The sequence below is a fragment of the Cellulophaga sp. 3_MG-2023 genome (assembly GCF_030546975.1).
Lineage (GTDB): Bacteria > Bacteroidota > Bacteroidia > Flavobacteriales > Flavobacteriaceae > Cellulophaga.
Genome location: NZ_JAUOPS010000002.1, coordinates 803,509 through 829,600, shown reverse-complemented (window position 1 = coordinate 829,600; position 26,092 = coordinate 803,509). Strand labels below are relative to the sequence as shown.

Genomic DNA, 26,092 nt, shown 5'->3' with positions numbered 1-26,092 from the left:
ATACGGTAGAAACCTTTCAGGAAGCAATTAGATGTTAGTGGTTTTAATAATTAATTGAAAAAGAAGATCAGTTTAAACAAAAAAATCCTCTTACTTTTAGGCAAGAGGATTGTAATTTATAAGGTTTGCTTTTTAAAAAGCTACTTCTACCATTTGCTTTTTTGTGCCACGCTTTGCGTAAAACAAAATATTGTTTTTGTTAGTTAATGGCTTAGAAATCATTAGCGGTAACCTAGCTGTTTTACTATCTATAATTTTATCATAAGTCATAAAGCCTTTTGCATCTAACTTAATTAAAAATATGTTTCTGTTTCTGCTTAAACCTTGTCTAAATACCAAACGCTCATTATTTATTAGTTGTGGATTTTCTGCCGCTGTGCTTATAAAAAAGTAAGTGTTGTCTCCTTTTGTAAATGTACTGTATGATGCGTATGCACCATCACCTTGTGTAACCTCAGACTTATTAATGTTACGTACCCAAATAAGGTCGCCATCATCACTAAGTTTAGCGCCAACCATATCATTGTAATGGTATCTGCTAATTTTAACTCTAGATCCACCACCCGGATTACTCTGGTAACCAGATGTTACAAAATATTCTTCGGCATTAAAAAGTATTGAACCATCACTAGCTATTTCTGCATTTTTAAAGATTAAGTTTTTAATTTCTTTATTGTCATCTTCCTTGCCAAATTTGTCTGCCATAAACTGTGCAGAAAACGGAATAAACTTTTTGTCTTTAATGTCTAAAGAGCCTTCATCTAACTTAAAATAACTAAGGCCGTTATATCTGTTGTCTTTACGTGTAGCATAAAAACCTACGCAAACAAGTTTTTCATCTGTAAGTATTGGTTTTAAAGCCTCTAAAAATTTACCAGGTTCATCAAAAGTTTTCATTACTCGCTCTTCTTCAGAAACCTTTAATAATTCGTACTGAAATTTACGCTCTAGGGCAGAAAAACGTCTCTTTTTAAAATATGCTTTAGCAACCAAGAATACTTCTTTTTTGTCTTTTGTAATTTCAACGCTTTCAAAAGCATAATTTTTTGTTTCAACTTCAGCAGAAAAGTCGTGTGTAATTACTAAATCTAAGTTATTATCAAAAACATAAATAAAATGCTGATTATCTTTTGCCTTTTTAAAGTGTGCGCTAATTACAAAGGCATCTTTACGTTTGTTAAATAATACGGATGTTGTAAAGCCAGATGCAAAATTACGGTTATAGTAGTTTTTGTCTAATGGGTTGTCTACTTGTTTAGACGGTACAGATAAGATAGTTTTTTGTGTAAAAGCAAAATTGTCTAACGGACTTTGGTGTACTATGTAATCATAACTTTCTTTTGCAGCGTTAAACTCTAAAAATATAAGGTATAGCTGTCCGTTGTTTATAAAACCATTTACAAAATCCTTGTCTTTTAGTTTGTAATTAAACTCGCTTACCAGATCTAAGTTTTTATTGTAATGCTCTATGTAATACCCTTTAGGCTTTAAAATTAAGCCAGTATAATAGGAGCGTACTAGTACAGACCCATTTGCGCCATCGTTATCAATGGTAAGCAAATTAGAGTATTTGTATCTATCGGCATATTTTTCACTAAACTTATAAGTTACCTGCATTTTTTGTGCAGTGGCAGTAAAGCCAATAAGTAACAAGAGTAGCATTGCAATTTTCTTCATCATTAGTTTTCTTAAGATTACTTTATAGTAACGCTTGGTATCTTTAAATGTTACATACATTAAAAAAAAGTATTCCTAAAATAGCAATTGTTTTAGGATTACATTAAAGTTTAAGTTGAACTACATCGTTTTCGGTTGAATTTATAACAAAAGAGATATAAATGATGTCTGTGTTATTTTTTATCCACAAAATAATCCGATATATTTATAAGCTTAAACCAAACTTATTTAGCACTATGTTATTAACATTACTGTCCTTTGTGGGCTTTACAGTTTTGGTGGCCGTTATATCTTATTTGGCTACAAGAAAAACAAATGAAAACTCTTCTGATGGGTATTTTTTAGGAGGAAGAAGTTTAACTGCAGGTGTTATTGCAGGATCTCTTTTACTAACAAACCTTTCTACAGAGCAATTAGTAGGTTTAAATTCTGATGCTTACACAGATGGCTTGTCTGTTATGGCTTGGGAAACGTTAGCAGCAATAGCAATAGTTATTACTGCTATTTTTTTATTGCCAAGGTATTTAAAAGGTGGTTTAACAACTGTACCGCAATTTTTAGCAGAACGTTTTGATGTTACTACAAAAACAATAACATCTGGTTTGTTTTTAACAGGTTACGTAGTTGTATTATTACCTGTAATTTTATACTCTGGTTCTGTTGCCATAAGCGGAATGTTTAATGTGCCAGAAAATTTAGGAATTAGTCACACAGCATCTATATGGCTATGTGTTTGGGGAATAGGAATTATAGGAGGTATTTATGCAGTCTTTGGTGGTTTAAAAGCTGTTGTTGTATCAGACTCTATAAATGCAATAGGTTTGTTAATTGGTGGTATTTTAATTCCTGTTTTTGGATTAATGTATATTGGAGACGGTAGTATAATGGATGGTTTATCTATTTTAACTACAGAAAACCCAGAGAAATTTAACTCTATGGGAACTAAAACAGACTCAGTTCCTTTTTCTACAATTTTTACAGGGATGATGTTGGTTAACCTTTTTTATTGGGGAACAAACCAACAAATTATACAAAGAGCCTTAGGTGCTAAAAACTTAGCAGAAGGACAAAAAGGATTGTTATTGGCTTCTTTTATAAAAATATTAGGTCCATTAATTTTAGTTTTACCAGGCATTATAGCGTTTCATATTTTTGAAGGTAAAATAGACTCTTCTAGCGCATACCCTTTACTAGTTGGTAAAGTATTGCCAGACTATTTAGTTGGCTTTTTTGCAGCAGTATTATTTGGTGCAATTTTAAGTTCTTTTAATAGTGTTTTAAATAGTTCTGTAACCTTATTTGGTTTAGATATTTACAAACAGCATATAAACCCAGAGGCAAGTGAAACTAAAGTGGTTAAAAACGGTAAAATATTTGGAATTGTATTGGCCTTGGCAGCAATGTTTATTGCTCCTTTTATAGCAAATGCGGGTAGTTTATTTGGATATTTACAAGAAGTAAATGGTATTTATAGTATTCCAATTTTTTCAGTAATAATTATTGGTTTTTTAACTAAAAGAGTTCCTGCAATAGCGGCTAAAGTTGGTATTATAACAGGTTCTTTGTTATATATTATTAGTCAGTTTTTAATGAAGCCTTATTTTGTAAGCTCTGCCTTAGAAAAAGCAGAAGCAGCCGGAGTTACTGGTGTAGATGCATTAGCTGTAGTAGAAGCAGATGCTTACCCTCACTTTTTACACGTTATGGCTATATTATGCGTAGTAAACTCTTTAATAATGTTAGCTATTGGTAAAATTAAGCCAAGAGAAACTGCTTTTGAGCAAAAATACACAGAGCAAGTAGAAATAAAGCCTTATAAGTACGTAAACCAAATAGGTATTGTTATTTGTTTAATAGTAGTAGCTATATACGTTTACTTTGCTAATTAAGTAATTGTATTTTAAAATATAAAGAGGCTAGTTTAGCTAAACTAGCCTCTTTTTTTATTACAAGTTTTTGGCTTGTATGTTATGGAAAGCATCAGTTTGTTGTTTTAGTAATTTTTCTGCTTGTTGCTTTTTATAATTATAAACTTCGTTTTCTTGTTCAATATCTTCATATACTTTTTTGTTAATAGCAGCATCTGTTTGCATTAACATATTGCGTTGTTCTACCTTTTGTGTTACCCAAGTTTTTACAACACTTTCTTCTTCTTCCAATTTATAATCGTATATACCTTTTGGAGCTAGTAGTTTTGCTATTATAGGAGACGTTTCTATTGCTAAGAACAATAAAAATATAAAGAATGATGGCAACCATGGTAACTTGTTTAAAGCCGTTATACGCGCCATTAAACCATCAAAACCGTCAATAATAGGTTGCGAGTCTTTAACAGAAGTAGCATATGCTGTATCTAATGCCACTGCTTGCTCTTCAAGTGCTGTAATTTTTACTGCATTGGTTTCTTTTAGTTTTTGTAATTCTTGCAAGGCAGCATCATGTTTTTGTCTTTTTTCTTCATAAACAGGTCCTTTGCCTAGTAGTTTAGTACCTTCTCTACCTTCTGCCTCGGCAATATAAGTGTTGTAAAGCGCGTTGGTTTCTGCTTCTTTAATTGTAATATCTTGTTTTAATTTTTCTATAGATTGATGAATGACTTCCTTTTTTGGATTGTACTGTAATGCAATTTGTTCCTTGTTTGCAAGCGTTAAATCGTTCTTTTGTTCTAGTAAAACCTGATTTATTTCTTTTTCAAAAATCTTCATTTCTAAAGGTTTAGAAATAACAATGGCTATTATAACAGCTAAAACAATACGTGGTGTGGCCGGTAACAATTCACTTTTAAAATTGTCTCTTTTTTTAATGGTAGAAACAATAAAACGATCTAAATTAAAAATAAGTAAGCCCCAAACAAGTCCAAAAAACACAGCGTAATAAACATTGTCAAAAACAGTGTATAATGCATATGCACAAGCAATAAAAGCCATAACGGCAGTAAAAAATACAGTTGCGCCAATGCCAGCGTATTTGTTTTGCTCACCGTTAGAGCAAGTTTCTAGTATAGCAGTATCTGCTCCGGAGCAGAGTATAAAAAAACGTTTAATCATAAGTGTTCTTTTTTTGATGATTGATGTACCTATAAGAACGCATTTTGCAATGATTTGTTACAGAAAAAGCCTCTAAATGAGGCTTTTTATTACTTTTTAAGACATTATTATGAATAATTACTCCTTTATTGGTGGAGCAGGAGGTGGCGGTGGTGGTAACAGAGCTGCTCCTTTTTCTTTTTTAATTAAAGCGCTACATCTCTCATAGCTTTCCATTGTTTTTTTGTGTAATTTACTTAACTCTTCCTTGGTTCCTTTTCCTTGTTTTCTGTATTCACTAACGGCAGTACCATATGTATTAGCATCTTTTTTAAAAGTAGCTCTGGCTTTTGCAAGTTCTTTAGAATCTTGTTTGTTATTTGATGGAGGTAATGGTGGTGGCGGTGGCGGAACGATATTAGACTCTATTTTTTCTTTTTTTGCTACGGCATTGTATATAACCAGAGTCTTCATTGTTTTGTTATATAATTTTGTTAACTCTTCCTTGGTTATTTTTTCTCCTTTAGAGTATGCTTTTACAGCAGCAGCATATTCAGTAGCATCCTTAGTCCAATCTGTCCAAGCTTTTTTTAGCTCTTTAGAATTATGTTTTAAACTAGCACTTGCTGCAGGTGGTGGTGGCGGAGGTGGTGGTAATAATTTTTTATCTTCTGCCGTTAACTCGCTTCTCTTTTTGTATTCTGTTTTGCCATTTCTAATTAGTATAACGTATGGTAAAATAGGTGGATTAGCTGTTTTAACCTTAGCTCGATCTTCTTTGCTTAAGCTAAAGTACAGGCTGCCTAAAAGTGTAAAAAGGTCATCCATTTTCTTTTTCTCAGCTTCTGATCTATGTATATAATGTGGTTCTTGTTTAGTTAAGGTTACATATGTGTTGTATTCTTTTTTATAGGTTTCTAAAGGATCTTGTTTTTCTTCTCTTATAACTATACCCAACTGTTCAGAATTTTTAACAGGAATGCTTTCAGGGAAAAGAATGTTGTATTTTTCTATTTCTTCTTTGCTAAACTCAGCATAAAGTTTTTTTAGTTGAACATTTTTTATGTCTAAATCATCGTTAGAGGTTGCGCTGTTATTTTTAAATACATTTAACTCGCTATTATAATTTTGGAGTATACTATTATACTTATTTACATCTGCTTTAATGTATGTATTGGCAAACCCTTGTTTGGTAAATAAATTTACTTGGTGTTCTTGCGGAAACTTTGCGCTACGTGCATTTTTGTACACAAAGCTATTGTTAAAATGAACAATATCTGATGCCGAATACTTGTTTAATATAGAATTAGGAACGTGTTTATTGTCTATCCAAATAGCAAAGTTTTCTTTGTTTTTCCAAGAATTAAACTCCGATTGTGTTGGTGCTTTTTTTGTTGTGTTTTTTAAATCTATGCTAGGGAATTTAAGAATAGTTTTATGGTCTGTAACGGTTGCACGTTGTTCTTCTGTCATTAGATCATAAATGGCAACTACTCTATTATAATCTGGCATATTAATTACCTTTTTCTTAGCGTTTTGGTAATTCTGAATGTAATTAATATACTCTTGCATCATTTTTTCTGAAGCACCTTTCCCTACATTTTTATTTGTGTGTGAGGCTTGAGTGTCTACTAATACTTCTTCTGTTTTTTTGTTGCTAAAACTGTAAAAAAGCAATGCTGCTAAAGGTATAAGAAGCAAGCTTCTTAATACAACCGACCGTTTTGAGGTTCTTTTTTTCATAACTGTAAATCGTTTTTTGATTGATGAATAATTAATTGAGTTTGCCATATGGGGCTCTGTTGCATTTGATGAAAATGCGAGTAAAATTTTTCTATAGCTAACAGTGTCCGCACCCTGATTTAGGACTGCTTGGTCTGCTAAAAATTCGTGATTTAATTTAATAGTGTGCTTTATAAAATAGATAAGCGGATTAAACCAGAATACAACTTGCAATACCTCTATAAGTAATACATCTATAGAGTGTTTTTGCTTTGCATGTGTAATTTCATGCAGCAACACCTCTTTTGGTATTTTTTTATGTTGATAGGCTTTTTTATTTAAAAATATATAACTTAAAAAAGTATGTGGTGTAGTTTTCTCAGTTAACAGTACATTGGTATGGTTTTGTAACCTTTGCTTAGGATTTTGTTTTATTTTTAAAAATAAGTTAGTGCTGTTTTTAATGAATTTTATGCTAAAAATTAAAACGCCCAAGCCATAAATACTCCAAATTATGTATGGCCAGTAATTGGTAGGTTCTGCAATAATTTCTGTGCTATTTATGTTGCCATACTCCAATGGTGTTTTATAAATTATTGTTGGCACTTGTATGTATGTTGTAAACGTTATTAGCGGTATGCCAAAACTTAAAGCTAAAGCAGCTAGTAGGTAAAAACGTTTAAACTTGTGCATATTTTGCTCTTCTAAAAACACTTTATAAAAAAGAAATAATATGGCTAAACAAGCTGTAGATTTTAATAGGTATATAAGCATAACTATTTGTTTTTAAGTTCTTGGTCTATTAATTCTCTTAAATGCGCCAGCTCTTCTTTTGTTAGGTTGGTTTCTTTAGTAAAGAACGATGCAAATTGTGATGCACTATCATTAAAAAAGTTTTTTATTAAGCCGTTTACGTGTTTAGAGAAGTAGGCTTTCTTTTTTACTAACGGATAATATTCTCTGGATTTGCCATATAAGTTGTAGGCTACAAAATTTTTGTCTGCCATACGTTTTAACATTGTAGCCACAGTGGTTGTTGCAGGTTTAGGATCTGAATATTGATCTAGTAAATCTTTTAAAAATGCTTTCTCTAATTTCCAGAGGTGGTTCATTAGTTCTTCTTCAGATTTTGACAACTGCATAGCTCTACATATTTAGAATGTTCTCTACAAACGTAGAATAAAAAAATGAATTCTACAAATGTAGAGTTAGTTATTTTGTTATTGTAATTGTGTTTAATGTCTTAAAACCTGTGAGTTATATTGCCTTGTATAGTTTTTTTTAGGTGTATAAAAAAAGTCCGTTTCTGTAATAGAAACGGACTTTTTAATATGGTAAACAGTTATTTTAAGCTGTTTCTTTTTCGTCTTCGTCTTTGCCAAAGTAGCTAGAATATATTCCGTAAAGTACAACTATGCCTATTAGACCTAAAATTATTTTTCCGCCTAAACGGTCAAAAAACGATGCAGATGCGGTTTCTGGTATTTCAACCTTTGCTATTTCTGCTATTTCTTTTAAGTTTTCTGCAGATAACTCTACATAGGTGTCATCATCTACGTAGCCAGTTATTATAGGCTCTGTATTACTGTATGGCAACCAGACAATATGACTTATGGTATACATTTTACCAATATCAAAATAAGTACCGTCGTCTAACTGAAAATCTTCTGTGTCTGGTAGGTCTACTATTTTAACTATTTTTTGCTCTTCTCCGTAAGGTATTGGAATTCTTGCTCTACCTACTATATTACTTATTCCAAATATTGAAATAGCAAGAAGCGATAATACTTTTAATTTCATAACTAAATTTTAAAGGTTGGTTTTGTAAATGTACTATTTTATTTGAAAGTAATTACGCTAGTATTTTGCGTTAAGGATAGTAGTGAAAAGCCCACAGCGTAGCGAGGACTTGTAACGTATAGCCTGCCCGTAGGGACGCCCTAATAAAAATATTTGCACAAAAAAAAGTCCGTCTCTATTAGTAAGAAACGGACTTTTTAATGTTGTTATATTTGTGTTTAAGAATTCATATCTGTAAAATTCTTGTAGAAATAAGGTATGGTTTCTATACCTTTTAAATAGTTCCAAATGCCAAAATGTTCGTTAGGAGAGTGTATGGCATCACTATCTAAACCAAAGCCCATTAGTATGGTTTTGCTTTGTAGCTCTTTCTCGAACAAGGCAACTATTGGTATGCTACCTCCACTACGTTGTGGTATTGGTGTTTTGCCAAATGTGGTCTCGTATGCTTTAGAAGCTGCTCTGTACCCAATGCTGTCTATTGGTGTTACATAACCTTGACCACCATGATGTGGGTTTACTTTTATGGTTACACCTTCTGGAGCTATACTTTTAAAGTGTTTAGAGAACAATTCTGTTATGTTTTCCCAGTCTTGGTTTGGTACCAAACGCATAGATATTTTTGCATATGCTTTGCTTGCTATTACGGTTTTTGCACCTTCGCCAGTGTAGCCGCCCCAAATACCGTTTACGTCTAAAGTTGGGCGTATAGAGTTACGCTCGTTTGTAGTGTATCCTTTTTCTCCGTAAACAGAGTTTATACCTATAGATTTTTGGTAACCGTCTAAGTTAAAAGGTGCTTTTGCCATTTCTGCACGCTCTTCTGTAGATAGCTCTTCTACATTGTCATAAAAACCAGGTATGGTAATATGGTTGTTCTCGTCATGTAAAGACGAAATCATTTTTGTTAATATGTTTATTGGGTTGGCAACTGCACCGCCATACAAGCCAGAGTGTAAGTCTCTATTTGGCCCTGTAACCTCTACCTCTACATAACTTAACCCTCTTAGGCCTGTTGTTATAGATGGTACATCTTTAGAGATCATACCCGTGTCACTAATTAAAATAACATCGTTTTTAAGTTTTTCTCTGTTTTCTTTTACAAATGTAGAAAGACTTACGCTACCAACTTCTTCTTCGCCCTCTATCATAAACTTAACGTTACAAGGTAGTTGGTTGGTACTTACCATAAATTCTAATGCCTTTACGTGCATATACATTTGTCCTTTATCATCACAAGCACCACGAGCAAAAATTGCACCTTCTGGGTGTAATTCTGTTTTTTTAATTACGGGCTCGTATGGTGGAGAGTCCCATAAATTAATTGGGTCTGCTGGTTGTACATCATAATGTCCGTATACTAAAATGGTTGGTAATGAAGGGTCTATTAACTTTTCTCCGTACACAATAGGAAAACCTTGAGTTTCGCATATTTCTACCGTGTCACAGCCAGCTTTTTCTAAAGCAGCTTTAACAGCATCTGCTGTGGTAAGTACATCATGTGCATATGCAGGATCTGCACTAACAGATGGAATTTTTAAAAGTTCTATAAGTTCATTTAATAATCTGTCTTTATTGCTATCTATAAAGCTTTTTACGTCTTGCATAATATGTTTTTGATAAAGTATAAATGTACAAAAAAAGAAGTTTTTATGATTAAGTATTTCAAAATTGATTTTTTACATTATATTTGCAACCCAATTAGCAAAATTGTTAGTTGAAAAATGCAGGCGTGGTGGAATTGGTAGACACGCTAGACTTAGGATCTAGTGCCGCGAGGTGTGAGAGTTCGAGTCTCTCCGCCTGTACAAACAAAAAGCCTTTCAGGAAACTGAGAGGCTTTTTTGGTTTTAAAATCTTTGGTTTAAGAGGTTTAAATAGTTGCTAGTTTGTTAGGGATAAAGCAATATTAACATTTTTTAACAAGGGGCAGGTGGTTAAAATGCTTCATAGGGGTATACGTATTATAATTTTTTACGAACTAACTCACTTAATTTTAATTTAGAATTAAGTAAATAACTACCTAACAATATGAAAAAAATAGCAGTTTTACTTTTATTTGGTTTAATGACCATTACAGTTTTCTCTCAGGGAATTAATTTTGAGCACGGTACTTTACAAGAGGCTTTAGACAAGGCGCAAAAAGAAAATAAATTAGTTTTTGTAGACACATATACTACATGGTGTGGGCCTTGTAAGTGGATGACAAAAGAAATTTTTCCGCAAGAGAAGGTTGGGGAATTTTTTAATGAAAATTTTGTGAGTATAAAAATTGATTGTGAAAAAGGCGAGGGTATTGGTATTGCATCCAAATACACGGTTACTGCTTTTCCTACGTTACTGTTTTTAAATGCTAACGGAAAAGTTGTGCATAAAATGGTGGGCGGTAAACAGGCTAATGATTTAATACAAGGAGGAAAAGATGCTCTAGATCCCAATAAAAGAAGTACAAGTGTAGCTGCACGTTATGCAAGCGGAGATAGAGATTTAGACTTTGTTTTAAGTTACATTAAGAGTTTAGATGAAGCGTACAATAAAGGAAAAAGTGCACAGGTGTCTAAAGAATTATTGGCTAGTTTGCCAATTGAAAAATTTGCAAATAAAGATATGTTTAAGGTTGTTGCTAATGCAGGTGTAACATATAAATCTAAAGAGTATAATTACGTTTTAGAGAATAAAGCTAAGCTGTTAAATAAGGTAGATTCTACTCAGTATTTTTCTGTTTTAAACGGAGCTATAAGCAGACACTTAAACAAAATAGCTAGTACTTGTTCTTCTATAGAAAAATTAAATACAGAAATTGAATTGTGTAAAAAAGACAATGTATCTAAATACCAGACTAGTTTAGAGAAAGGTTTAGTATATACTTTTTATTTGTCTCAAAAAGATTTTGACAAATGGTTTGAGTTAAAATTAGAAGAGGCAGAAGAATTTAAAAACAAACCTAATTATGTGTATAAATTGCATGATATAGGAAATGAAGTATATGCAAACCCTAAATTTAATGGTTTTAAAGAGCCGTTAGATAGAGCTTTACAATTGGGGCATAAAATGATTGCTGGTAATGATGGTTTAATAATGGGTAATTTATTGCTTTCTAAATTGTATTTAAAAGCAGGTAATAAAGAAAAAGCATTAAAACATTTTAATGTATTTTTTGAAACCAATGAAAAAGCCGGTGGTTTAAACGATCATCCCTCTGTAACTAGCATTAAAAACGGAATAGATAGTTTGTAGTATTTATATACTAGGTTTTAAAATAGATTATAAAAGCCTTTCAGGAAACTGGAAGGTTTTTTTTATTTTATAATAGTTCTGAACGTTAAATTTATTCTGGGTGTACTTACCTTTTTTGTTGGTGGTAGTCTGTGTAACCAGTTTTTTTGTGTAGTGCCTGTCATTACCAATAAACTTCCTCTGTCTAAATTAATGTCTATTTTTTGCTTGTTTTCTTTGTGTTTAAAACTAAACTTACGTTCTGCGCCAAAGCTTAAAGAGCCTATTGCTCCGTTTTCTTTTAAATCTTTTTCGCCATCGCTATGCCAAGCCATACCTTCTTCTCCTGTGTGGTATAAGTTTAATAGGCAAGAGTTAAATGTTTCTCCGGTTTTTATCTCTACTAAATCTTTTAGTTCTAGTAGTTCTTTTGTCCACGGTAAAGCTGTTTTAGTAATTTTAGAGTAGGTATAACTAAACGGATTTGTAGCATACCAAGCTACTTTACGCTTTGTTGTAATGGTTTTTCCAAAAATAACAGCTTTGTCATTCTCCCATTGTATGTTGCTAAGTAAATAATTGTAATACTCTTGGGCTTTAGTTATAGAAAGTATTGGTCCGTAATAATACACTTCACCATCAAAAGGAAGTATGTTTTTTTGTATGTCTGTATTAAATAAGTCCATATCTAAAATCTAAGTATAAAAATAATCAATGAATTTTAATTGGTTGTAATATGACTATTTTAAAAATAAAATATGTTTTAACGTTTATTAACAGTAAAATTTTGCCCAGTAAATTTGTGTCGCATTATTTTGCACTTTGTATGAAAGTAGCATTTAAAAATAAGTTTAATATCCTTTTGGCATTGTTTATTACAATGTTGGGTAACTTATATGCTAGTACCACAACAGATAACAACGCAATTTTAAATGTTAATGAGCAAGTAAGTTCTGTAAATACATTAGGTGCAGAGTTGGGGTTACCTATTATAGAGCAACATAAAGACTTTGCTGCAGAAGTAATAGAAGTAGATGAAGAAGAAGTAACAGAAAATATTGCTTCAGAAAAAATAAGTAAAGACAATGGCAATTTTAAAGTTGCCTTTTTTTATGCAAAAAACTTTGGACTATCTTGTTTAAAACCTACAAAAACAAATACACTAGCTCATTTTATACTACAAAATGCAGCTAAAACCTATATTAGATATCAAGTACTTCTAATTTAGAAAACTAAAAGGCAGCTAAACCACTGTTGCTTTTAAACACCACTTTTTTATTTGTCTAATGACAACGGCATAGCTCGTATAAAATAGCTACGTGCTTCTGCCAAATTTTAACAATCAATTACTTAAAAAAATCAATCGTATTATGAGGAGAACTTCTACACTCATAGGCCTATTGCTTGTGCTTTGTTTTGCCAGCTGTGAGTCTAAAAAGGAAGAAAAGAAAGAGGAATCTACATTTCTTGTGACCAATCCTATTAAAAAAGACACTGTTATTAAAAAAGATTACGTGTGTCAAATTCATTCTATTCGCCATATAGAATTAAGAGCTTTAGAAAAAGGTTATTTAAAGCATATTTCTATAGATGAAGGTCAGTTTGTAAAAAAAGGTCAAAAACTATTTAATATAATGCCAAACGTATATCAGGCAGATTTGCAAAAAGCAAAAGCAGAAGCAGAAGTAGCAGAAATAGAATACAAAAACACAAAACTACTAGCAGATAGTAATGTGGTTTCTGCAAATGAATTAGCAATGTCTAAAGCAGAATATGATAAAGCTAAAGCAGAGGTGTTTTTAACACAAACACATTTAGGATTTACAGATATAAGAGCTCCTTTTGATGGTATTATAGATCATTTAGAGGTTAGGGAAGGTAGCCTTTTAGATGAAGGTGAAAAACTTACCACCTTATCAGACAATAGTAAAATGTGGGTGTATTTTAATGTGCCAGAAGCAGAGTATCTAGATTATATTACCAACACTGGAAAAGCAAGAGCCAAGGAGGTTAGTTTAATTATGGCAAACAACAAAATGTTTAACCAGTCTGGTATTGTAGAAACAATAGAGGGTGAGTTTAATAACCAAACAGGTAATATAGCGTTTAGAGCAACATTTCCTAATCCAGATAAAATATTAAGACATGGAGAAACAGGTAGTGTGCTTATGTCTGTACCTTTTGATGATGCTTTGTTAATACCACAAAAAGCAATCTTTGAAATCTTAGATAAAAGCTACGTATATGTTATAAATGTAGACGGAGTTGTGAAACAAAGAGAAATAGAAATTGAAGCTACTTTACCAAACTTATTTATAGTTAGTAAAGGCCTATCTACTAAAGATGAAATTTTATTAGAAGGTTTGCGTATGGTAAAAAACAACGAAAAAATACATACAAAGTTTTTAGAGCCTAATGAGGTGTTAAACAAATTAGATCTGTACGCAGAGTAATTACAAAATGTAACTATAAAAATATGTTTAGTAAATTTATACATAGACCGGTATTGGCTATTGTTATCTCTGTAATTATAATATTTACAGGTTTGTTAGCAATAAACCAATTGCCCATATCTCAGTTTCCACAAATTGCACCAACCACGGTAAATATTTTTATTGCTTATCCTGGAGCAAGTGCAGATGTGTTGGTAAAATCAACTTTAGTTCCTTTAGAGACTTCTATAAACGGAGTACAAGGTATGCGTTACATTGCTTCTGATGCTACAAGTGCTGGTGAAGGAACTTTACGTGTAATTTTTGAACCAGGTACAGACCCAAGTGAGGCTGTAGTTAAGATAAAAACACGTGTAGATCAAGTAATGCCTTTACTACCAGAATTAGTACAGCGTGAAGGTGTAATTATTACTCCTGTGCAGCCTAGTATGCTTATGTATGTTAACTTATACAGTAATAAAAAGCATACAGACGAAAAGTTTTTATACAACTATGCCTACACAAAAATGGTACCCGAAATACAGCGTATAGATGGTATTGCAAGTGCTAAAATTTTAGGTAGCCGTAAGTATGCTATGCGTGTGTGGTTAAAGCCAGACCGTATGCGAGCCTATAATGTATCTGCAGAAGAGGTGCTAAAAGCAATGGAGGAGCAAAGTATATTGGCAAGGCCTGGTAGAATTGGTAGAAGCTCTGGTAAAAAATCACAATCATTAGAATATACATTGGTGTACCAAGATAGGTATAGTGAGCCAGACCAGTATAAAGACATTATTATTAAGGCTAATGAAGAAGGTGAAATTCTTAAACTAAAAGATATTGCAGATGTAGAGCTTGGTAGTGAGTTTTTTGATATTTATTCTAATCTAGATGGTAAGCCATCTGCTTCTATTGTGTTAAAGCAAACCTTTGGTAGTAATGGTAGTGATGTAATAGCATCTGTAAAAGATAAACTAAAGGAGTTAAAGGCAGATTTACCTCCTGGAATAGATTATAAAATTAGTTATGATGTCTCTAATTTTTTAGATGCTTCTATAGAGCAAGTATTGCATACACTTAGAGATGCCTTTATTCTTGTAGCTATTGTAGTGTTTTTGTTTTTAGGAGATTGGCGATCTACTTTAATTCCAATTATAGCAGTGCCAGTATCTTTAATTGGTACTTTCTTTATAATGCAATTATTTGGCTTGTCTATAAATATGATTACGCTATTTGCATTGGTACTCGCCATAGGTATTGTGGTAGATAATGCTATTGTTGTGGTAGAGGGTGTGCACGTTAAAATGGAAGAAGAAAACTTAACACCATTTAAGGCATCTTATGCTGTGCTTGGTGAGCTAGGTGGTGCCATTGTTGCAATTACTTTGGTAATGACATCGGTTTTTATTCCAATTTCATTTATGAGTGGACCAGTTGGTGTTTTCTATAGACAGTTTTCTATAACAATGGCTGGGGCAATTGTAATTTCTGCTATTGTAGCATTAACTTTAACTCCGGTTTTATGTGCTATGATGCTTAAAAATAATCATGGTAAACCTAAAAAGAAATCGCCTATAGATAAATTTATAGATTGGTTTAATAATGGTTTTGAAAAATTAACAGGGAAGTATGTTGGTTTTTTAAAATACATAGTAAACAGAAGGGTTGTGACTTTTGGTATTTTAATAGCCTTTTGTGTAGGTATTTTTGTAACAAACAAAGTGCTGCCGGCAGGTTTCATTCCTAATGAAGATCAAGGGATGATATACGCTATTATACAAACACCTCCGGGTGCAACTTTAGAGCGTACCAATGAAGTTGCTAAAAAACTACAAGCTATTTGTGAAGAAATGGAAGGTGTTGCATCTGTTTCTTCTTTGGCAGGATATGAAATTATGACAGAAGGTCGTGGATCTAACTCTGGTACGTGTTTAATTAACCTTAAGCCGTGGTCAGAAAGAGAAAACTCTGTACACGATATCATGGAAAAGTTAGAAGAGGAAACACAAGATTTAGGCGCAATTATAGAGTACTTTGAGCCTCCCGCTGTTCCTGGTTTTGGTTCTTCTGGCGGATTTTCTATGCGTTTATTAGATAAAACCAATGGTACAGATTATCACGAGTTCGAGAAAATAAACAACAACTTTATGGAGGCTTTAGGTAAGCGTAAAGAATTAAGTGGTTTGTTTACTTTTTACGCAGCTAATTATCCGCAGTATAAACTTAAAATAGATAATAAAGCAGCAATGCAAAAAGGAGTGTCTATTGGTGCAGCTATGGAAAACCTAAATATTTTAATAGGTAGTACCTATGAACAAGGATTTATTAGGTTTGGTAGGTTCTTTAAAGTGTATACACAAGCAGCTCCAGAATATAGAAGTCTACCATCAGATTTAGAAAAGCTTTTTGTAAAGAGTGAAGAAGGTAAAATGGTACCGTATTCTGCGTTTATGACCATAGAAAAAGGTCTTGGTCCTAATGAAATTACTAGGTATAACCTGTATAATTCTGCTGCAATTAGAGGGCTTCCGGCTCCTGGTTATACTAGTGGAGATGCTATTAATGCAATAAAGGAAGTAGCTAAAGAATCTTTACCTCGTGGTTATGATGTTGCTTGGGAAGGATTGTCTTATGATGAAGCCAGTAGAGGTAACGAGTCTATTTACATTTTTGCCATTGTTTTAGTGTTTGTATACTTAGTGTTGGCAGCGCAGTATGAAAGTTTTTTACTTCCGTTAGCCGTAATACTATCATTACCAGTGGGTATTTTTGGTTCTTTCTTTTTATTAAAATTGATGGGACTTTCTAATGATGTTTACGCACAAATTGGTATGATAATGCTGGTTGGTTTGTTAGGTAAAAATGCCGTGCTTATTGTAGAGTTTGCTGTTCAAAAAAGAAGAGAAGGAGCTTCTATTTTAGATGCGGCTATTATAAGTTCTAAAATGAGGTTTAGACCAATTTTAATGACATCTTTTGCCTTTGTAGCAGGTTTAATTCCGTTAATAATTGCTAGCGGAGCAGGTGCAATAGGAAACAGAACAATTGGTGGGTCTGCCTTAGGAGGTATGCTTATAGGTACTGTTTTTGGAGTGCTTGTAATTCCTGGTTTGTATTATGTATTTGCAAAAATGGCAGATGGTCGTAGTCTTATAAAAGATGAAGAAACAGCACCACTATCTGAAGAACTTATTGAAATATCAGAAGGTGAAAGTCAAACAAAAGCTAATACAAAAAGTATTAACAAGCTTACAAGAATTCTAAATAAATTAAGAAAAAATAATAAAAATGAGTAACATCAAATTATTAAAAATAAGGTTTGTACATGTGTTTGTGTTGGTTTCATTTTTAGTAGTATACTCTTGCGTTCCAACAAGAGAAATAAAAAATGAAAATACTACAGTGCCAACTGTATATAATAACGCAACTACAGACACTGTAAATTCTGCTGTTATGAAATGGGATCAGTATTTTTCTGATCCCAATTTAAAAGCAATTATAGATACCGCTTTGGTAAACAACCAAGAGCTAAATATTATGTTGCAAGAAGTGCAGGTGGCTAAAAATGAAATTATGGTTAGAAAAGGTGAGTATTTACCATTTGTAAACATACAGGCAGGAGCAGAGGTAGAAAAAGTGGGGCGTTACACTAGTCAAGGTGCTAATGACGCTACTACAGATATTAGAGAGGGAGAAGAATTTCCAGAGCCATTACCCAATTATCAAGTAGCAGCTGTTGCATCTTGGGAATTAGACGTTTGGAAAAAGCTTAGAAACTCTAAAAAAGCTGCTGTACTAGAATATTTAGCTTCAGAAGAGGGGAAAAATTTTATGGTAACTAATTTGGTTTCTGAAATTGCTTCTTCATACTATGAGCTTTTAGCTTTAGACAATCAGCTTAAAATAATAGACCAGAATATAGCTATTCAAAATAATGTGTTAGAAATTGTTAAGCTGCAAAAACAAGCTGCTAGAACAACAGAATTGGGTGTTAAACGTTTTGAGGCTGAGGTATTAAAAAACCAAAGTTCTAGATATCAAATACAGCAACAGATTACAGAGGCAGAAAATAAAATTTGTTTTCTAATGGGATCCTATCCTAAGCATATTAAAAGAACCACAACAAATTTTGTAGAAATTTTTACTAATCCTGTACACGCAGGTATACCAAGTCAGTTGCTACAAAACAGACCAGATATTAAGCGTGCGGAATATGAGTTAGCGGCTAATAAGTTGAACATAAAAGTAGCCAAGGCTAATTTTTATCCTTCAATTGGTATAAAAGCAGGAGTAGGTTTTGAGGCTTTTAAGCCTAAATTTTTAACAAGAACACCAGAGTCTGTACTTTATAATGTTGTTGGTGATGTTATTGCACCACTAATAAACCGTAATGCTATTAAGGCTGCTTATAAAAATGCAAACAAAAGACAAATAAAAGCGGTGTACGAGTATGAAAAGGCCATTTTAAACGGTTACATAGAAACCACAAACCAATTGTCTAACATAAAAAACCTTAAAAAAAGTTTTGAGGTAAAACAGCAAGAAGTAAATGCGTTAACAGAGTCCATAGAAATTTCTAATAAATTATTTAGGTCTGCAAGAGCAGATTATATGGAGGTATTACTAACACAGCGTGATGCTTTAGAGGCAAAAATAGAACTAGTAGAAACCAAAAAAGCACAAATGCTAGCGCATGTAAACATATACCATGCTTTAGGTGGCGGATGGAATTAGTTTTTTAGTTCTCTACTTTTTCAACGAAAAAGCCCTTCTAAAATGAAGGGCTTTTTTTTATTATAATTTATAGCGTTTTAAAGCTAAATTCAAAAACAAGACGTGGGGAAAGTGCTTTTATGTCTTTTTTATAAGACACCTACGGCAGCCAAAATTAAGCATCCTACAACGGCAATTAATATTGCAATAAGTACAACAACCATTGCGCCTAGGAAACTGTTTAAGACTTTTGTGCCAACAGTTAATTCTTTCATATCTCAATAGTTTCTAGTAATTTACAAATTAAAATCGACTTTAACAATTTTAGCAACTGTAAATCAGCAAGTTGTATTTTAGAGTAGTGTGGCTATGTATGATGCTATTTTTTCTGTAGCGCCAATATTTTTAGCAACATAATTTTTATTAATTACTGCTGTTGTGTTGTAATATTCCTTTTTTAAAATTAGCTGGTTTAAAGTATCCGTAAATTCATTTTGGTTTGCAGTAGGTAAAATTCCTTTTAGTTGGACTAAATCTTCAGCTTCTTTAAAGCCCTTATAAATAGGGCCAATGATAATAGGAACTCCAAAAACAGCAGGTTCTAAAGTATTGTGTAAACCACCTTTTGTAAAACCACCACCTACGTAAGCAATGTTTGCATAGCTATATACTTTGGTTAAAATACCAATGGTATCAATTATTAAAACATCAAAAGAAGAAATGTCTCTGCCATTAATTTCAGAAAATAAAACTACTTTTTTTTGTATACTATTTTTTAATTCTTGTATTTGAGAGTCAATAATATTGTGTGGGGCAATTACAAACTGTACGTTTTCTACAGTTGTATTATTTATATAGGTTGATAAAAATAACTGCCCATTTGGCCAAGTACTACCAGCTACTACACAGGTTTTGTTTTGTGCAAAACTGCTCATAAAGTCCAATGTGTTGTCTTGTTCTAATATTTTAGAAACACGGTCAAATCTAGTATCACCAACAATTGTACAGTTGTTGTAATTTATATTTTTTAGTAACTCTTTGGAGTGGTTGTCTTGCACAAAAAAGTGTGTAAAAGCAGTTAGGCTTTTACGCATAAACCCGCCATACCATTTAAAAAACGATTGCTCTTTTTTAAAGTAAGCAGAAATTAAAAGTGTAGGTATTTGTTTTTCTTTTAAAATTTTAAGGTGGTTTGGCCAAATCTCATATTTCACAAAAATGACAAGTTTAGGGTTTACAGCTGCTATAAATTTCTTTGCATTTTTTAGCGTGTCTAATGGTAAGTAAACAATAGCGTCTGCAATGTCATCATTTTTTTTAACCTCATAACCAGAGGGAGAAAAAAAGGTAACTACAATTTTATAAGTAGGGTATTCTTCTTTTGTTTTTTCAATAATAGGTAGGCCTTGCTCGTATTCTCCTAAAGAGGCAGTATGTATCCAAATTACATTATCTGTTTTGTGTATACTTTTTTCTAATCTCTTGTAAATGTCTTTACGGCCCTGAACAAAGAGTTTAATTTTTGGATTAAAATTGGCTATAATTTTAACTAAAAATGAGGCAATATGTACTACAATGTTATATAAAAGATGCACCTAATGTTTATTTGCCGTAAAAATACGTTTCTTTCATTAATTTCATTGTTGCCCATTGGTATTTTTGTAAATTTACCTTTCAAATTAAGGTAATGAAAAAAATTCAGATGGTAGACCTTAAAGGTCAATACCAAGATATAAAAGAGCAAGTAAACACTTCTATAGCTCAGATATTAGAGACATCAGCATTTATTAATGGTCCGGAAGTACACGCATTACAAAAAGAAATGGAGGACTATTTAGGTGTTAAACATATGATACCTTGTGCAAATGGTACAGATGCTTTGCAAATTGCAATGATGGGTCTTGGTTTACAACCAGGTGATGAGGTTATTACTGCAGATTTTACTTTTGCGGCTACAGTTGAGGTTATTGCATTACTGCAATTAACGCCTGTTTTGGTAGATGTTGAACCAGATACGTTTAACATAGACCCTGTTGCCATAGAAAAAGCAATTACGCCAAAAACTAAGGCAATTGTACCTGTACATTTATTTGGGCAATGTGCAAATATGGATGCTATTTTAGAAATTGCAGAAAAACACAATTTATATGTAATTGAAGATAATGCACAAGCTATTGGTGCAAGTTATATTGGTAAAGATTGTGTAAAGAAAAAAGCTGGTACAATGGGACACGTTTCTGCAACCTCTTTTTTTCCTTCTAAAAACTTAGGCGCTTACGGAGATGGTGGTGCTATTTTTACAAATGATGATGAGTTAGCCCATACATTAAGAGGTGTTGTAAATCACGGAATGTACGAGCGTTACCATCATGATGTTGTTGGTGTAAACTCTAGGTTAGACTCTATACAAGCGGCAGTTTTAAGAGCCAAACTACCCAATTTAGATACATACAACCAAAAACGTAGAGCTGCAGCATTAAAGTACTCTATGGCTTTAGCAAACCATAAAGATATTGTTACACCTAAAATGGCAGTATGTTGTTCTTCTGATACTTGTGTTTGTGATTGTCACGTATTTCATCAATATACATTGCAAATAAAAAACAATGACAGAGATGCTCTTGTAAAACATTTGCAATCTAAAGATATTCCTTGTGGTGTGTATTACCCAATTCCACTACACTTGCAAAAAGCATATAAAGATAGTAGGTATAATGAAGCAGATTTTCCTGTTACAAACCAACTTGTAAAAGAAGTGATTTCTTTACCAATGCATACCGAGTTAGATGATGAGCAAATTACATACATCACAGATGCGGTTTTAGAGTTTTTAAATAACTAACCAAAATATAGAAATAGATGAAAATATTAGTAACTGGCGGATTAGGCTTTATTGGTTCGCACACTGTGGTAGAATTACAAAACAAGGGTTTTGAAGTCGTTATTATTGATGATTTATCTAATTCTTCAGAAAAAGTGCTAGATGGTATTGTTGCTATAACGGGTACAAAACCAACTTTTGAAAAGTTCGATTTAAAAGAAAAACCTAAGGTTCAAGATTTTTTTAAACGTCATTCTAATATTGCTGGTGTTATACATTTTGCAGCATCTAAAGCTGTAGGTGAAAGTGTAGAAAAACCATTACTGTATTATGAAAACAATATAGGAACATTAGTGTACTTATTGCAAGAGTTGTCTGGTATGCAGAAAGCTAATTTTATTTTTAGTTCTTCTTGTACAGTATACGGCCAGGCAGATAAAATGCCAATTACAGAGAGTGCGCCAGTTAAAGAGGCAGAGTCTCCTTACGGTAATACCAAGCAAATGGGCGAAGAAATAATAAGAGATACGTGTAAAGTTGTACCTGCTTTAAATGCAATAGCATTGCGTTATTTTAATCCTATGGGTGCACATCCTAGCACAGAAATAGGCGAATTACCTATTGGTGTACCGCAGAATTTGGTTCCTTTTATTACACAAACAGGAGCTGGTATTAGAGAGCAATTGTCTGTTTTTGGAGGAGATTACCCTACTGCAGATGGTACCTGTATTAGAGATTATATTCATGTTGTAGATTTAGCAAAAGCACACGTAGTAGCATTAGAACGTTTAATTGCTGGTAATAATGATAGTAATTATGAGGTTTTTAATGTTGGTACAGGAACAGGAAGTTCTGTGTTAGAGGCAATACAGAGTTTTGAGCGTGTGTCTGGCAAAAAATTAAATTACAAAATTGTAGACCGTAGACCAGGAGATATTACTACTGCCTATGCAGATACCACAAAAGCAAATACCGTTTTAGGTTGGAAAGCAGAATCTACTTTGGATGAAGCTATGAAATCTGCCTGGGACTGGGAGCAAAAAATTAGAAAATAGTGTTAAAAATAGTAAAGTATGGTTTAGAAATAAACCATACTTTCTTTTTGTGCGTACATAAAAGAGATGACATTTAATTATCCAGATACCGACACTCTTTTAACTACTGTAAGTAACCAAAACTTATATAATAACTTGGTTGCTCAACTGCAAAAAGACTTTAGTTTAGCTAATATAGACTTTAGCTTGTTACAAGAAAACAATACAATTTCTCCGCAAGAATTAACTGCTGCATTACGAGAAAAAATTTACCAACTACTTTTAGAGCGTTTTACAGAATATTTAAATCTGCTTTACATTATAGATATACCTGAGCAAACTCTTAAAAAAATACAAGTTACAGATGCGGTAGAAGTAGCAGATCAGGTAGCTTTTTTAATTTTAAAAAGAGAGTGGCAAAAAGTGTGGTATAAAAATCAATATTCTAGCTAAGTACACCTGTATTTAAGAAGTTTTTTAAGCGGCCTATTTTGGCTTAATAATTGCTATATTTGAGGGTAAATATTATATTCTTGTTTAAAAAACTATCACTTAGGTCGCGTATCTTTATTACTATGATGTTTTTGGTGCTTATGGCATCAATACTAATAGCAGGTGTTACTATTTATCAATATAGAGAACAGTCTAAAGAGTATAACAGAGACCGTTTAGACCGTAAAGAAGCGCAAATAAAAGAAAGCGTAAACCTTACCATTAGGAAAACCTCTTTTGAGCGAATTACAGAAAAATTGCATTTAATTTTTAAAGATGAAATTTTTGAAATAGCAGAAATTCAGAATGTAAACTTTAGTATTTACGATTTAGAAGGTAGCTTAATTATAGACTCACACCCGTTACTTAATAAAACATCTGTTACAGATTGTTTAGATGCTTTAGTTCTTCAAAAGCTTAAAACTAGCGAAAATCAACGTTATGTAGAAGAAGTTAATCACATTGAAAAAATATCTAATGAAGAAAAGGTTTTTAGGTCTTCGTACACGTTTATAAAAGATTTAAAATTTAGAGATATTGGTATTTTAAAATTAGAGTATGTAGAAGATACTTCTTTTGAGGATAAAGAGCTTCCAGAGTTTTTGTTACGATTAGGTTTGGTGTATGTTTTTATGTTAATAATAGCTATTATTTTGGCTTATTTTACCTCTAAATACATTACTAGATCTTTACAAACAATTTCTGATAAATTAAGTAAAACAGATTTAAGCATTAGAAACCCTAAAATATTAATAGATAATCCTAGTGAAGAAATAGGCCGTTTGGTAGATGCCTATAATAGGATGATTGATGAATTAGAACAAAGTGCTGTAAAACTTGCAAAGAGTGAAAGAGAACAGGCTTGGCGAGAAATGGCTAAGCAAGTGGCACACGAGATTAAAAATCCGCTTACACCAATGCGCTTAAGTGTACAAAGTTTTGAGCGTAAGTTTAATCCTGAAGATCCAGATATTAAAGAAAAGCTAGCAGATTATTCTAAAACCTTAATTCAGCAAATAGATACTATGAGCAGTATAGCTTCTGCTTTTTCTAATTTTGCACAAATGCCTGCACAGCAAAATGAGACATTAAACGTAGTTAAAATTGTTAAATTAGCTGTAGATATTTTTAATGAAAGTTATATTCACTTTATAGCAGAAGAAGAGCATATTGTAGCAAAATTAGACCGTACACAATTAGTGCGCGTGGTTACTAATTTAGTAAAAAATGCTATGCAAGCTGTGCCAGAGGTAGACAATCCAAGGGTTTTAGTTACAGTGGCTTCAGAAGATGATTTTGTGAAAATATCTGTGGCAGACAACGGTGTTGGTATAGCAGATGAATTTAAGGATAAAGTTTTTGAGCCAAAGTTTACTACCAAAACAAGTGGTATGGGATTAGGTTTAGGAATGGTAAAAAATATTGTAGAAACTTATAAAGGAGACATAACACTTACATCTCAGCCAGATAAAGGAACGGTGTTTATTGTTCGTTTTCCAAAAGAAAATAAATAAAAAGAAAAAAATATGAAGTTTGATACTATTTTAATTGAACAGCAAGAGAGTACAGCAATTGTAACTATTAACAGACCTAAAAAATTAAATGCTTTAAATAAAGCTACTATTTTAGAGCTGCACACCGCTTTTACAGATTTAGAAGCAGATAAAAGTGTTAAGGCAATTGTTTTAACGGGTAGTGGAGAGAAAGCTTTTGTTGCTGGTGCAGACATATCTGAGTTTGCAGATTTTTCTGAAGAAGAAGGAGCTAAATTGGCTCGTAAAGGTCAAGATGAGCTTTTTAATTTAATTGAAAATTTAAGGACACCAGTTATTGCAGCCATTAATGGTTTTGCTTTAGGTGGCGGTTTAGAATTGTCTATGGCTTGCCATTTTAGAGTAGCTAGTGATAATGCAAAAATGGGTTTACCAGAAGTTTCTTTAGGTGTAATTCCAGGGTATGGTGGTACACAACGTTTGCCTCAATTAGTAGGCAAAGGAAGAGCTATGGAGCTTATAATGACAGCAGGAATGATTTCTGCAGATAAAGCATTAAACTACGGTTTGGTAAATTATGTTGTTACACAAGAAGAATTAATGCCGCTTTGCAGTAAGCTAATAGGTAAAATAACGAATAACTCTTCTGTTGCAATTTCTGCAGCAATAAAAGCGGTTAACGCTGGCTATGTAAAAGATGGTTATGATGTAGAAATAGAGGCTTTTGGTGCTTGCTTTGGGACCGAAGATTTTAAAGAGGGTACTACTGCATTTTTAGAAAAAAGAAAAGCAAATTTTCCAGGAGCATAGTCTATGAAAAATTATTTAGGACTAAGTTGTTTATTACTTTTAGTTGGCTGTAGTAATTACGGTCAATTAAAAGTAGTTGCTAATATACCTGAAGAGTTTAAGGAAGTATCTGGATTGGTTAATTTTGGAGAAGATCATATATGGTTAATTGAAGATAAGGGGAATAAAGATGAACTTTATAAAATTAATGCTGTTGGAGATTGGCAAAAAACACTAAAGGTTAAAAATGGTAAAAATCACGATTGGGAAGATTTAACCAAAGACAATAAAGGAAATGTTTATATAGCTGATTTTGGCAATAATGCTAGTGACAGAGATGATCTAGAGATTTTAAAAGTTCCAAACCCAAGTACCATAAAAGGTGATGATATAGAGGCTGAGAAAATAGAATTTAGCTATCCGGATCAAACCGATTTTTCACCAAAGAAAAAAGGACTTTTGTATGATGCAGAATCACTTTTTTATTGGAAAAATAATCTTTACATAATTACAAAAAATAGAGCTACTCCGTTTACAGGTGAAGCTTTTATTTACAAGGTGCCAGCTGTTAAAGGTAAGTATAAAGCGGAACTTGTTGGTAGTTTTATGGCAGGTACAGACGAACGTACAAGCAGGGTAACGTCTGCCGCTATTTCTCCAGACGAGAAAACAATTGTGCTTATAGGTAACGGTATGCTTTGGAAATTTACAAATTTTAATACCGATGATTTTACAACAGGAACTGTAGAGTCTATAGATTTAGGAGTAAGGACACAACTAGAATCTGTTTGTTTTATAAATAATACAACGCTGTATTTGGCAGATGAGGCAAGAAAAAAAACAGGCGGTAATTTATATGTTTACAAGCTAAACTAGG

Annotated in this window: 21 protein-coding genes and 1 tRNA gene; 13 read left to right on the top strand and 9 right to left on the bottom strand. The window is 32.6% G+C overall.

Features of this window, described 5'->3' with window-relative positions; genetic code table 11:
- Positions 1-132: 132 nt before the first annotated feature.
- Positions 133-1,680 (bottom strand): hypothetical protein, encoded by a 1,548-nt coding sequence (locus tag Q4487_RS08525; RefSeq protein WP_336622656.1) that lies wholly within the window; start codon positions 1,678-1,680, stop codon positions 133-135.
- A 233-nt stretch (positions 1,681-1,913) separates the two neighbouring features.
- Between Q4487_RS08525 and Q4487_RS08520 the strand changes: the two genes are divergently transcribed.
- Positions 1,914-3,566, top strand: coding sequence for a solute:sodium symporter family transporter (locus Q4487_RS08520; RefSeq protein ID WP_303540087.1), 1,653 nt, complete (start codon positions 1,914-1,916; stop codon positions 3,564-3,566).
- A gap of 57 nt (positions 3,567-3,623) precedes the next feature.
- Here Q4487_RS08520 and Q4487_RS08515 read toward each other — a convergent pair whose 3' ends face one another.
- The 5 genes from Q4487_RS08515 to Q4487_RS08495 all read right to left on the bottom strand — a co-directional run bounded on the left by Q4487_RS08515 (position 3,624) and on the right by Q4487_RS08495 (position 9,832).
- Positions 3,624-4,724 (bottom strand): DUF4407 domain-containing protein, encoded by a 1,101-nt coding sequence (locus Q4487_RS08515; RefSeq protein ID WP_303540089.1) that lies wholly within the window; start codon positions 4,722-4,724, stop codon positions 3,624-3,626.
- Positions 4,725-4,841: 117 nt separating this feature from the next.
- On the bottom strand, positions 4,842-7,199 hold the full coding sequence (locus Q4487_RS08510; RefSeq protein WP_303540091.1) for a M56 family metallopeptidase: 2,358 nt from the start codon (positions 7,197-7,199) through the stop codon (positions 4,842-4,844).
- Positions 7,200-7,201: 2 nt separating this feature from the next.
- Entirely contained in the window at positions 7,202-7,567 is a 366-nt protein-coding gene (locus Q4487_RS08505) for a BlaI/MecI/CopY family transcriptional regulator (protein WP_038505687.1), read from the bottom strand.
- A 205-nt stretch (positions 7,568-7,772) separates the two neighbouring features.
- Complete coding sequence (locus Q4487_RS08500; RefSeq protein ID WP_303540093.1) at positions 7,773-8,225, bottom strand: hypothetical protein; 453 nt, start codon at positions 8,223-8,225, stop codon at positions 7,773-7,775.
- Positions 8,226-8,443: 218 nt separating this feature from the next.
- Positions 8,444-9,832, bottom strand: a complete 1,389-nt coding sequence (locus Q4487_RS08495) for a dipeptidase (protein ID WP_303540095.1) — start codon at positions 9,830-9,832, stop codon at positions 8,444-8,446.
- Between the two features lie 119 nt (positions 9,833-9,951).
- Between Q4487_RS08495 and Q4487_RS08490 the strand changes: the two genes are divergently transcribed.
- Both Q4487_RS08490 and Q4487_RS08485 read left to right on the top strand, forming a co-directional pair.
- A tRNA-Leu gene (locus tag Q4487_RS08490) sits at positions 9,952-10,033 on the top strand.
- Between the two features lie 223 nt (positions 10,034-10,256).
- Positions 10,257-11,462, top strand: a complete 1,206-nt coding sequence (locus tag Q4487_RS08485) for a thioredoxin domain-containing protein (protein ID WP_303540097.1) — start codon at positions 10,257-10,259, stop codon at positions 11,460-11,462.
- Positions 11,463-11,524: 62 nt separating this feature from the next.
- Here Q4487_RS08485 and Q4487_RS08480 read toward each other — a convergent pair whose 3' ends face one another.
- A complete protein-coding gene (locus tag Q4487_RS08480; protein WP_303540099.1) occupies positions 11,525-12,127 on the bottom strand; it encodes an alpha-ketoglutarate-dependent dioxygenase AlkB in 603 nt (200 codons plus the stop codon).
- 140 nt (positions 12,128-12,267) lie between these two features.
- On the opposite strand from Q4487_RS08480, the gene Q4487_RS08475 reads away from it, so the two are divergent.
- The 4 genes from Q4487_RS08475 (at position 12,268) to Q4487_RS08460 (ending at position 18,607) form a co-directional block, all read left to right on the top strand.
- Positions 12,268-12,669 carry a hypothetical protein gene (locus Q4487_RS08475; RefSeq protein ID WP_303540101.1) on the top strand — a complete coding sequence of 134 codons (402 nt, stop codon included), beginning with the start codon at positions 12,268-12,270 and terminating at the stop codon, positions 12,667-12,669.
- A gap of 142 nt (positions 12,670-12,811) precedes the next feature.
- Positions 12,812-13,894, top strand: a complete 1,083-nt coding sequence (locus Q4487_RS08470) for an efflux RND transporter periplasmic adaptor subunit (protein WP_303540103.1) — start codon at positions 12,812-12,814, stop codon at positions 13,892-13,894.
- A 23-nt stretch (positions 13,895-13,917) separates the two neighbouring features.
- Positions 13,918-17,169 carry an efflux RND transporter permease subunit gene (locus Q4487_RS08465; protein ID WP_303540105.1) on the top strand — a complete coding sequence of 1,084 codons (3,252 nt, stop codon included), beginning with the start codon at positions 13,918-13,920 and terminating at the stop codon, positions 17,167-17,169.
- The gene (locus Q4487_RS08460) at positions 17,162-18,607 is read left to right on the top strand and encodes a TolC family protein (protein ID WP_303540107.1); all 1,446 of its coding nucleotides are present in this window, start codon (positions 17,162-17,164) and stop codon (positions 18,605-18,607) included. The genes Q4487_RS08465 and Q4487_RS08460 overlap by 8 nt, the downstream gene beginning before the upstream one ends.
- Before the next feature lie 128 nt (positions 18,608-18,735).
- Here Q4487_RS08460 and Q4487_RS08455 read toward each other — a convergent pair whose 3' ends face one another.
- Positions 18,736-18,861, bottom strand: coding sequence for a hypothetical protein (locus Q4487_RS08455; protein WP_013621187.1), 126 nt, complete (start codon positions 18,859-18,861; stop codon positions 18,736-18,738).
- Positions 18,862-18,939: 78 nt separating this feature from the next.
- A complete protein-coding gene (locus Q4487_RS08450; protein ID WP_303540108.1) occupies positions 18,940-20,181 on the bottom strand; it encodes a 3-deoxy-D-manno-octulosonic acid transferase in 1,242 nt (413 codons plus the stop codon).
- A 92-nt stretch (positions 20,182-20,273) separates the two neighbouring features.
- Here Q4487_RS08450 and Q4487_RS08445 point away from each other — a divergent pair, with 92 nt between their 5' ends.
- The 6 genes from Q4487_RS08445 (at position 20,274) to Q4487_RS08420 (ending at position 26,091) form a co-directional block, all read left to right on the top strand.
- Complete coding sequence (locus Q4487_RS08445; protein ID WP_303540109.1) at positions 20,274-21,428, top strand: DegT/DnrJ/EryC1/StrS aminotransferase family protein; 1,155 nt, start codon at positions 20,274-20,276, stop codon at positions 21,426-21,428.
- Between the two features lie 17 nt (positions 21,429-21,445).
- Positions 21,446-22,462: a UDP-glucose 4-epimerase GalE gene (galE, locus tag Q4487_RS08440; RefSeq protein WP_100894123.1), complete on the top strand. Its 1,017-nt coding sequence runs from the start codon at positions 21,446-21,448 to the stop codon at positions 22,460-22,462.
- A gap of 66 nt (positions 22,463-22,528) precedes the next feature.
- A complete protein-coding gene (locus Q4487_RS08435; protein WP_100894122.1) occupies positions 22,529-22,894 on the top strand; it encodes a hypothetical protein in 366 nt (121 codons plus the stop codon).
- A 122-nt stretch (positions 22,895-23,016) separates the two neighbouring features.
- Entirely contained in the window at positions 23,017-24,447 is a 1,431-nt protein-coding gene (locus Q4487_RS08430; RefSeq protein ID WP_100894121.1) for an ATP-binding protein, read from the top strand.
- Positions 24,448-24,459: 12 nt separating this feature from the next.
- Positions 24,460-25,236, top strand: coding sequence for an enoyl-CoA hydratase/isomerase family protein (locus Q4487_RS08425; RefSeq protein ID WP_303540115.1), 777 nt, complete (start codon positions 24,460-24,462; stop codon positions 25,234-25,236).
- Positions 25,237-25,239: 3 nt separating this feature from the next.
- The gene (locus Q4487_RS08420; protein ID WP_303540117.1) at positions 25,240-26,091 is read left to right on the top strand and encodes a hypothetical protein; all 852 of its coding nucleotides are present in this window, start codon (positions 25,240-25,242) and stop codon (positions 26,089-26,091) included.
- The last annotated feature ends 1 nt before the right edge of the window (position 26,092 follow it).

Coding starts and splice junctions, on each gene's coding strand:
- Q4487_RS08525 (WP_336622656.1), bottom strand. CDS start 1,680: ATGATGAAGAAAATTGCAATGCTACTCTTGTTACTTATTGGCTTTACT.
- Q4487_RS08470 (WP_303540103.1), top strand. CDS start 12,812: ATGAGGAGAACTTCTACACTCATAGGCCTATTGCTTGTGCTTTGTTTT.
- Q4487_RS08435 (WP_100894122.1), top strand. CDS start 22,529: ATGACATTTAATTATCCAGATACCGACACTCTTTTAACTACTGTAAGT.
- Q4487_RS08465 (WP_303540105.1), top strand. CDS start 13,918: ATGTTTAGTAAATTTATACATAGACCGGTATTGGCTATTGTTATCTCT.
- Q4487_RS08500 (WP_303540093.1), bottom strand. CDS start 8,225: ATGAAATTAAAAGTATTATCGCTTCTTGCTATTTCAATATTTGGAATA.
- Q4487_RS08520 (WP_303540087.1), top strand. CDS start 1,914: ATGTTATTAACATTACTGTCCTTTGTGGGCTTTACAGTTTTGGTGGCC.
- Q4487_RS08445 (WP_303540109.1), top strand. CDS start 20,274: ATGAAAAAAATTCAGATGGTAGACCTTAAAGGTCAATACCAAGATATA.
- Q4487_RS08485 (WP_303540097.1), top strand. CDS start 10,257: ATGAAAAAAATAGCAGTTTTACTTTTATTTGGTTTAATGACCATTACA.
- Q4487_RS08460 (WP_303540107.1), top strand. CDS start 17,162: ATGAGTAACATCAAATTATTAAAAATAAGGTTTGTACATGTGTTTGTG.
- Q4487_RS08495 (WP_303540095.1), bottom strand. CDS start 9,832: ATGCAAGACGTAAAAAGCTTTATAGATAGCAATAAAGACAGATTATTA.
- Q4487_RS08425 (WP_303540115.1), top strand. CDS start 24,460: ATGAAGTTTGATACTATTTTAATTGAACAGCAAGAGAGTACAGCAATT.
- Q4487_RS08455 (WP_013621187.1), bottom strand. CDS start 18,861: ATGAAAGAATTAACTGTTGGCACAAAAGTCTTAAACAGTTTCCTAGGC.
- Q4487_RS08475 (WP_303540101.1), top strand. CDS start 12,268: ATGAAAGTAGCATTTAAAAATAAGTTTAATATCCTTTTGGCATTGTTT.
- galE (WP_100894123.1), top strand. CDS start 21,446: ATGAAAATATTAGTAACTGGCGGATTAGGCTTTATTGGTTCGCACACT.
- Q4487_RS08420 (WP_303540117.1), top strand. CDS start 25,240: ATGAAAAATTATTTAGGACTAAGTTGTTTATTACTTTTAGTTGGCTGT.
- Q4487_RS08480 (WP_303540099.1), bottom strand. CDS start 12,127: ATGGACTTATTTAATACAGACATACAAAAAAACATACTTCCTTTTGAT.
- Q4487_RS08515 (WP_303540089.1), bottom strand. CDS start 4,724: ATGATTAAACGTTTTTTTATACTCTGCTCCGGAGCAGATACTGCTATA.
- Q4487_RS08510 (WP_303540091.1), bottom strand. CDS start 7,199: ATGCTTATATACCTATTAAAATCTACAGCTTGTTTAGCCATATTATTT.
- Q4487_RS08505 (WP_038505687.1), bottom strand. CDS start 7,567: ATGCAGTTGTCAAAATCTGAAGAAGAACTAATGAACCACCTCTGGAAA.
- Q4487_RS08430 (WP_100894121.1), top strand. CDS start 23,017: ATGATGTTTTTGGTGCTTATGGCATCAATACTAATAGCAGGTGTTACT.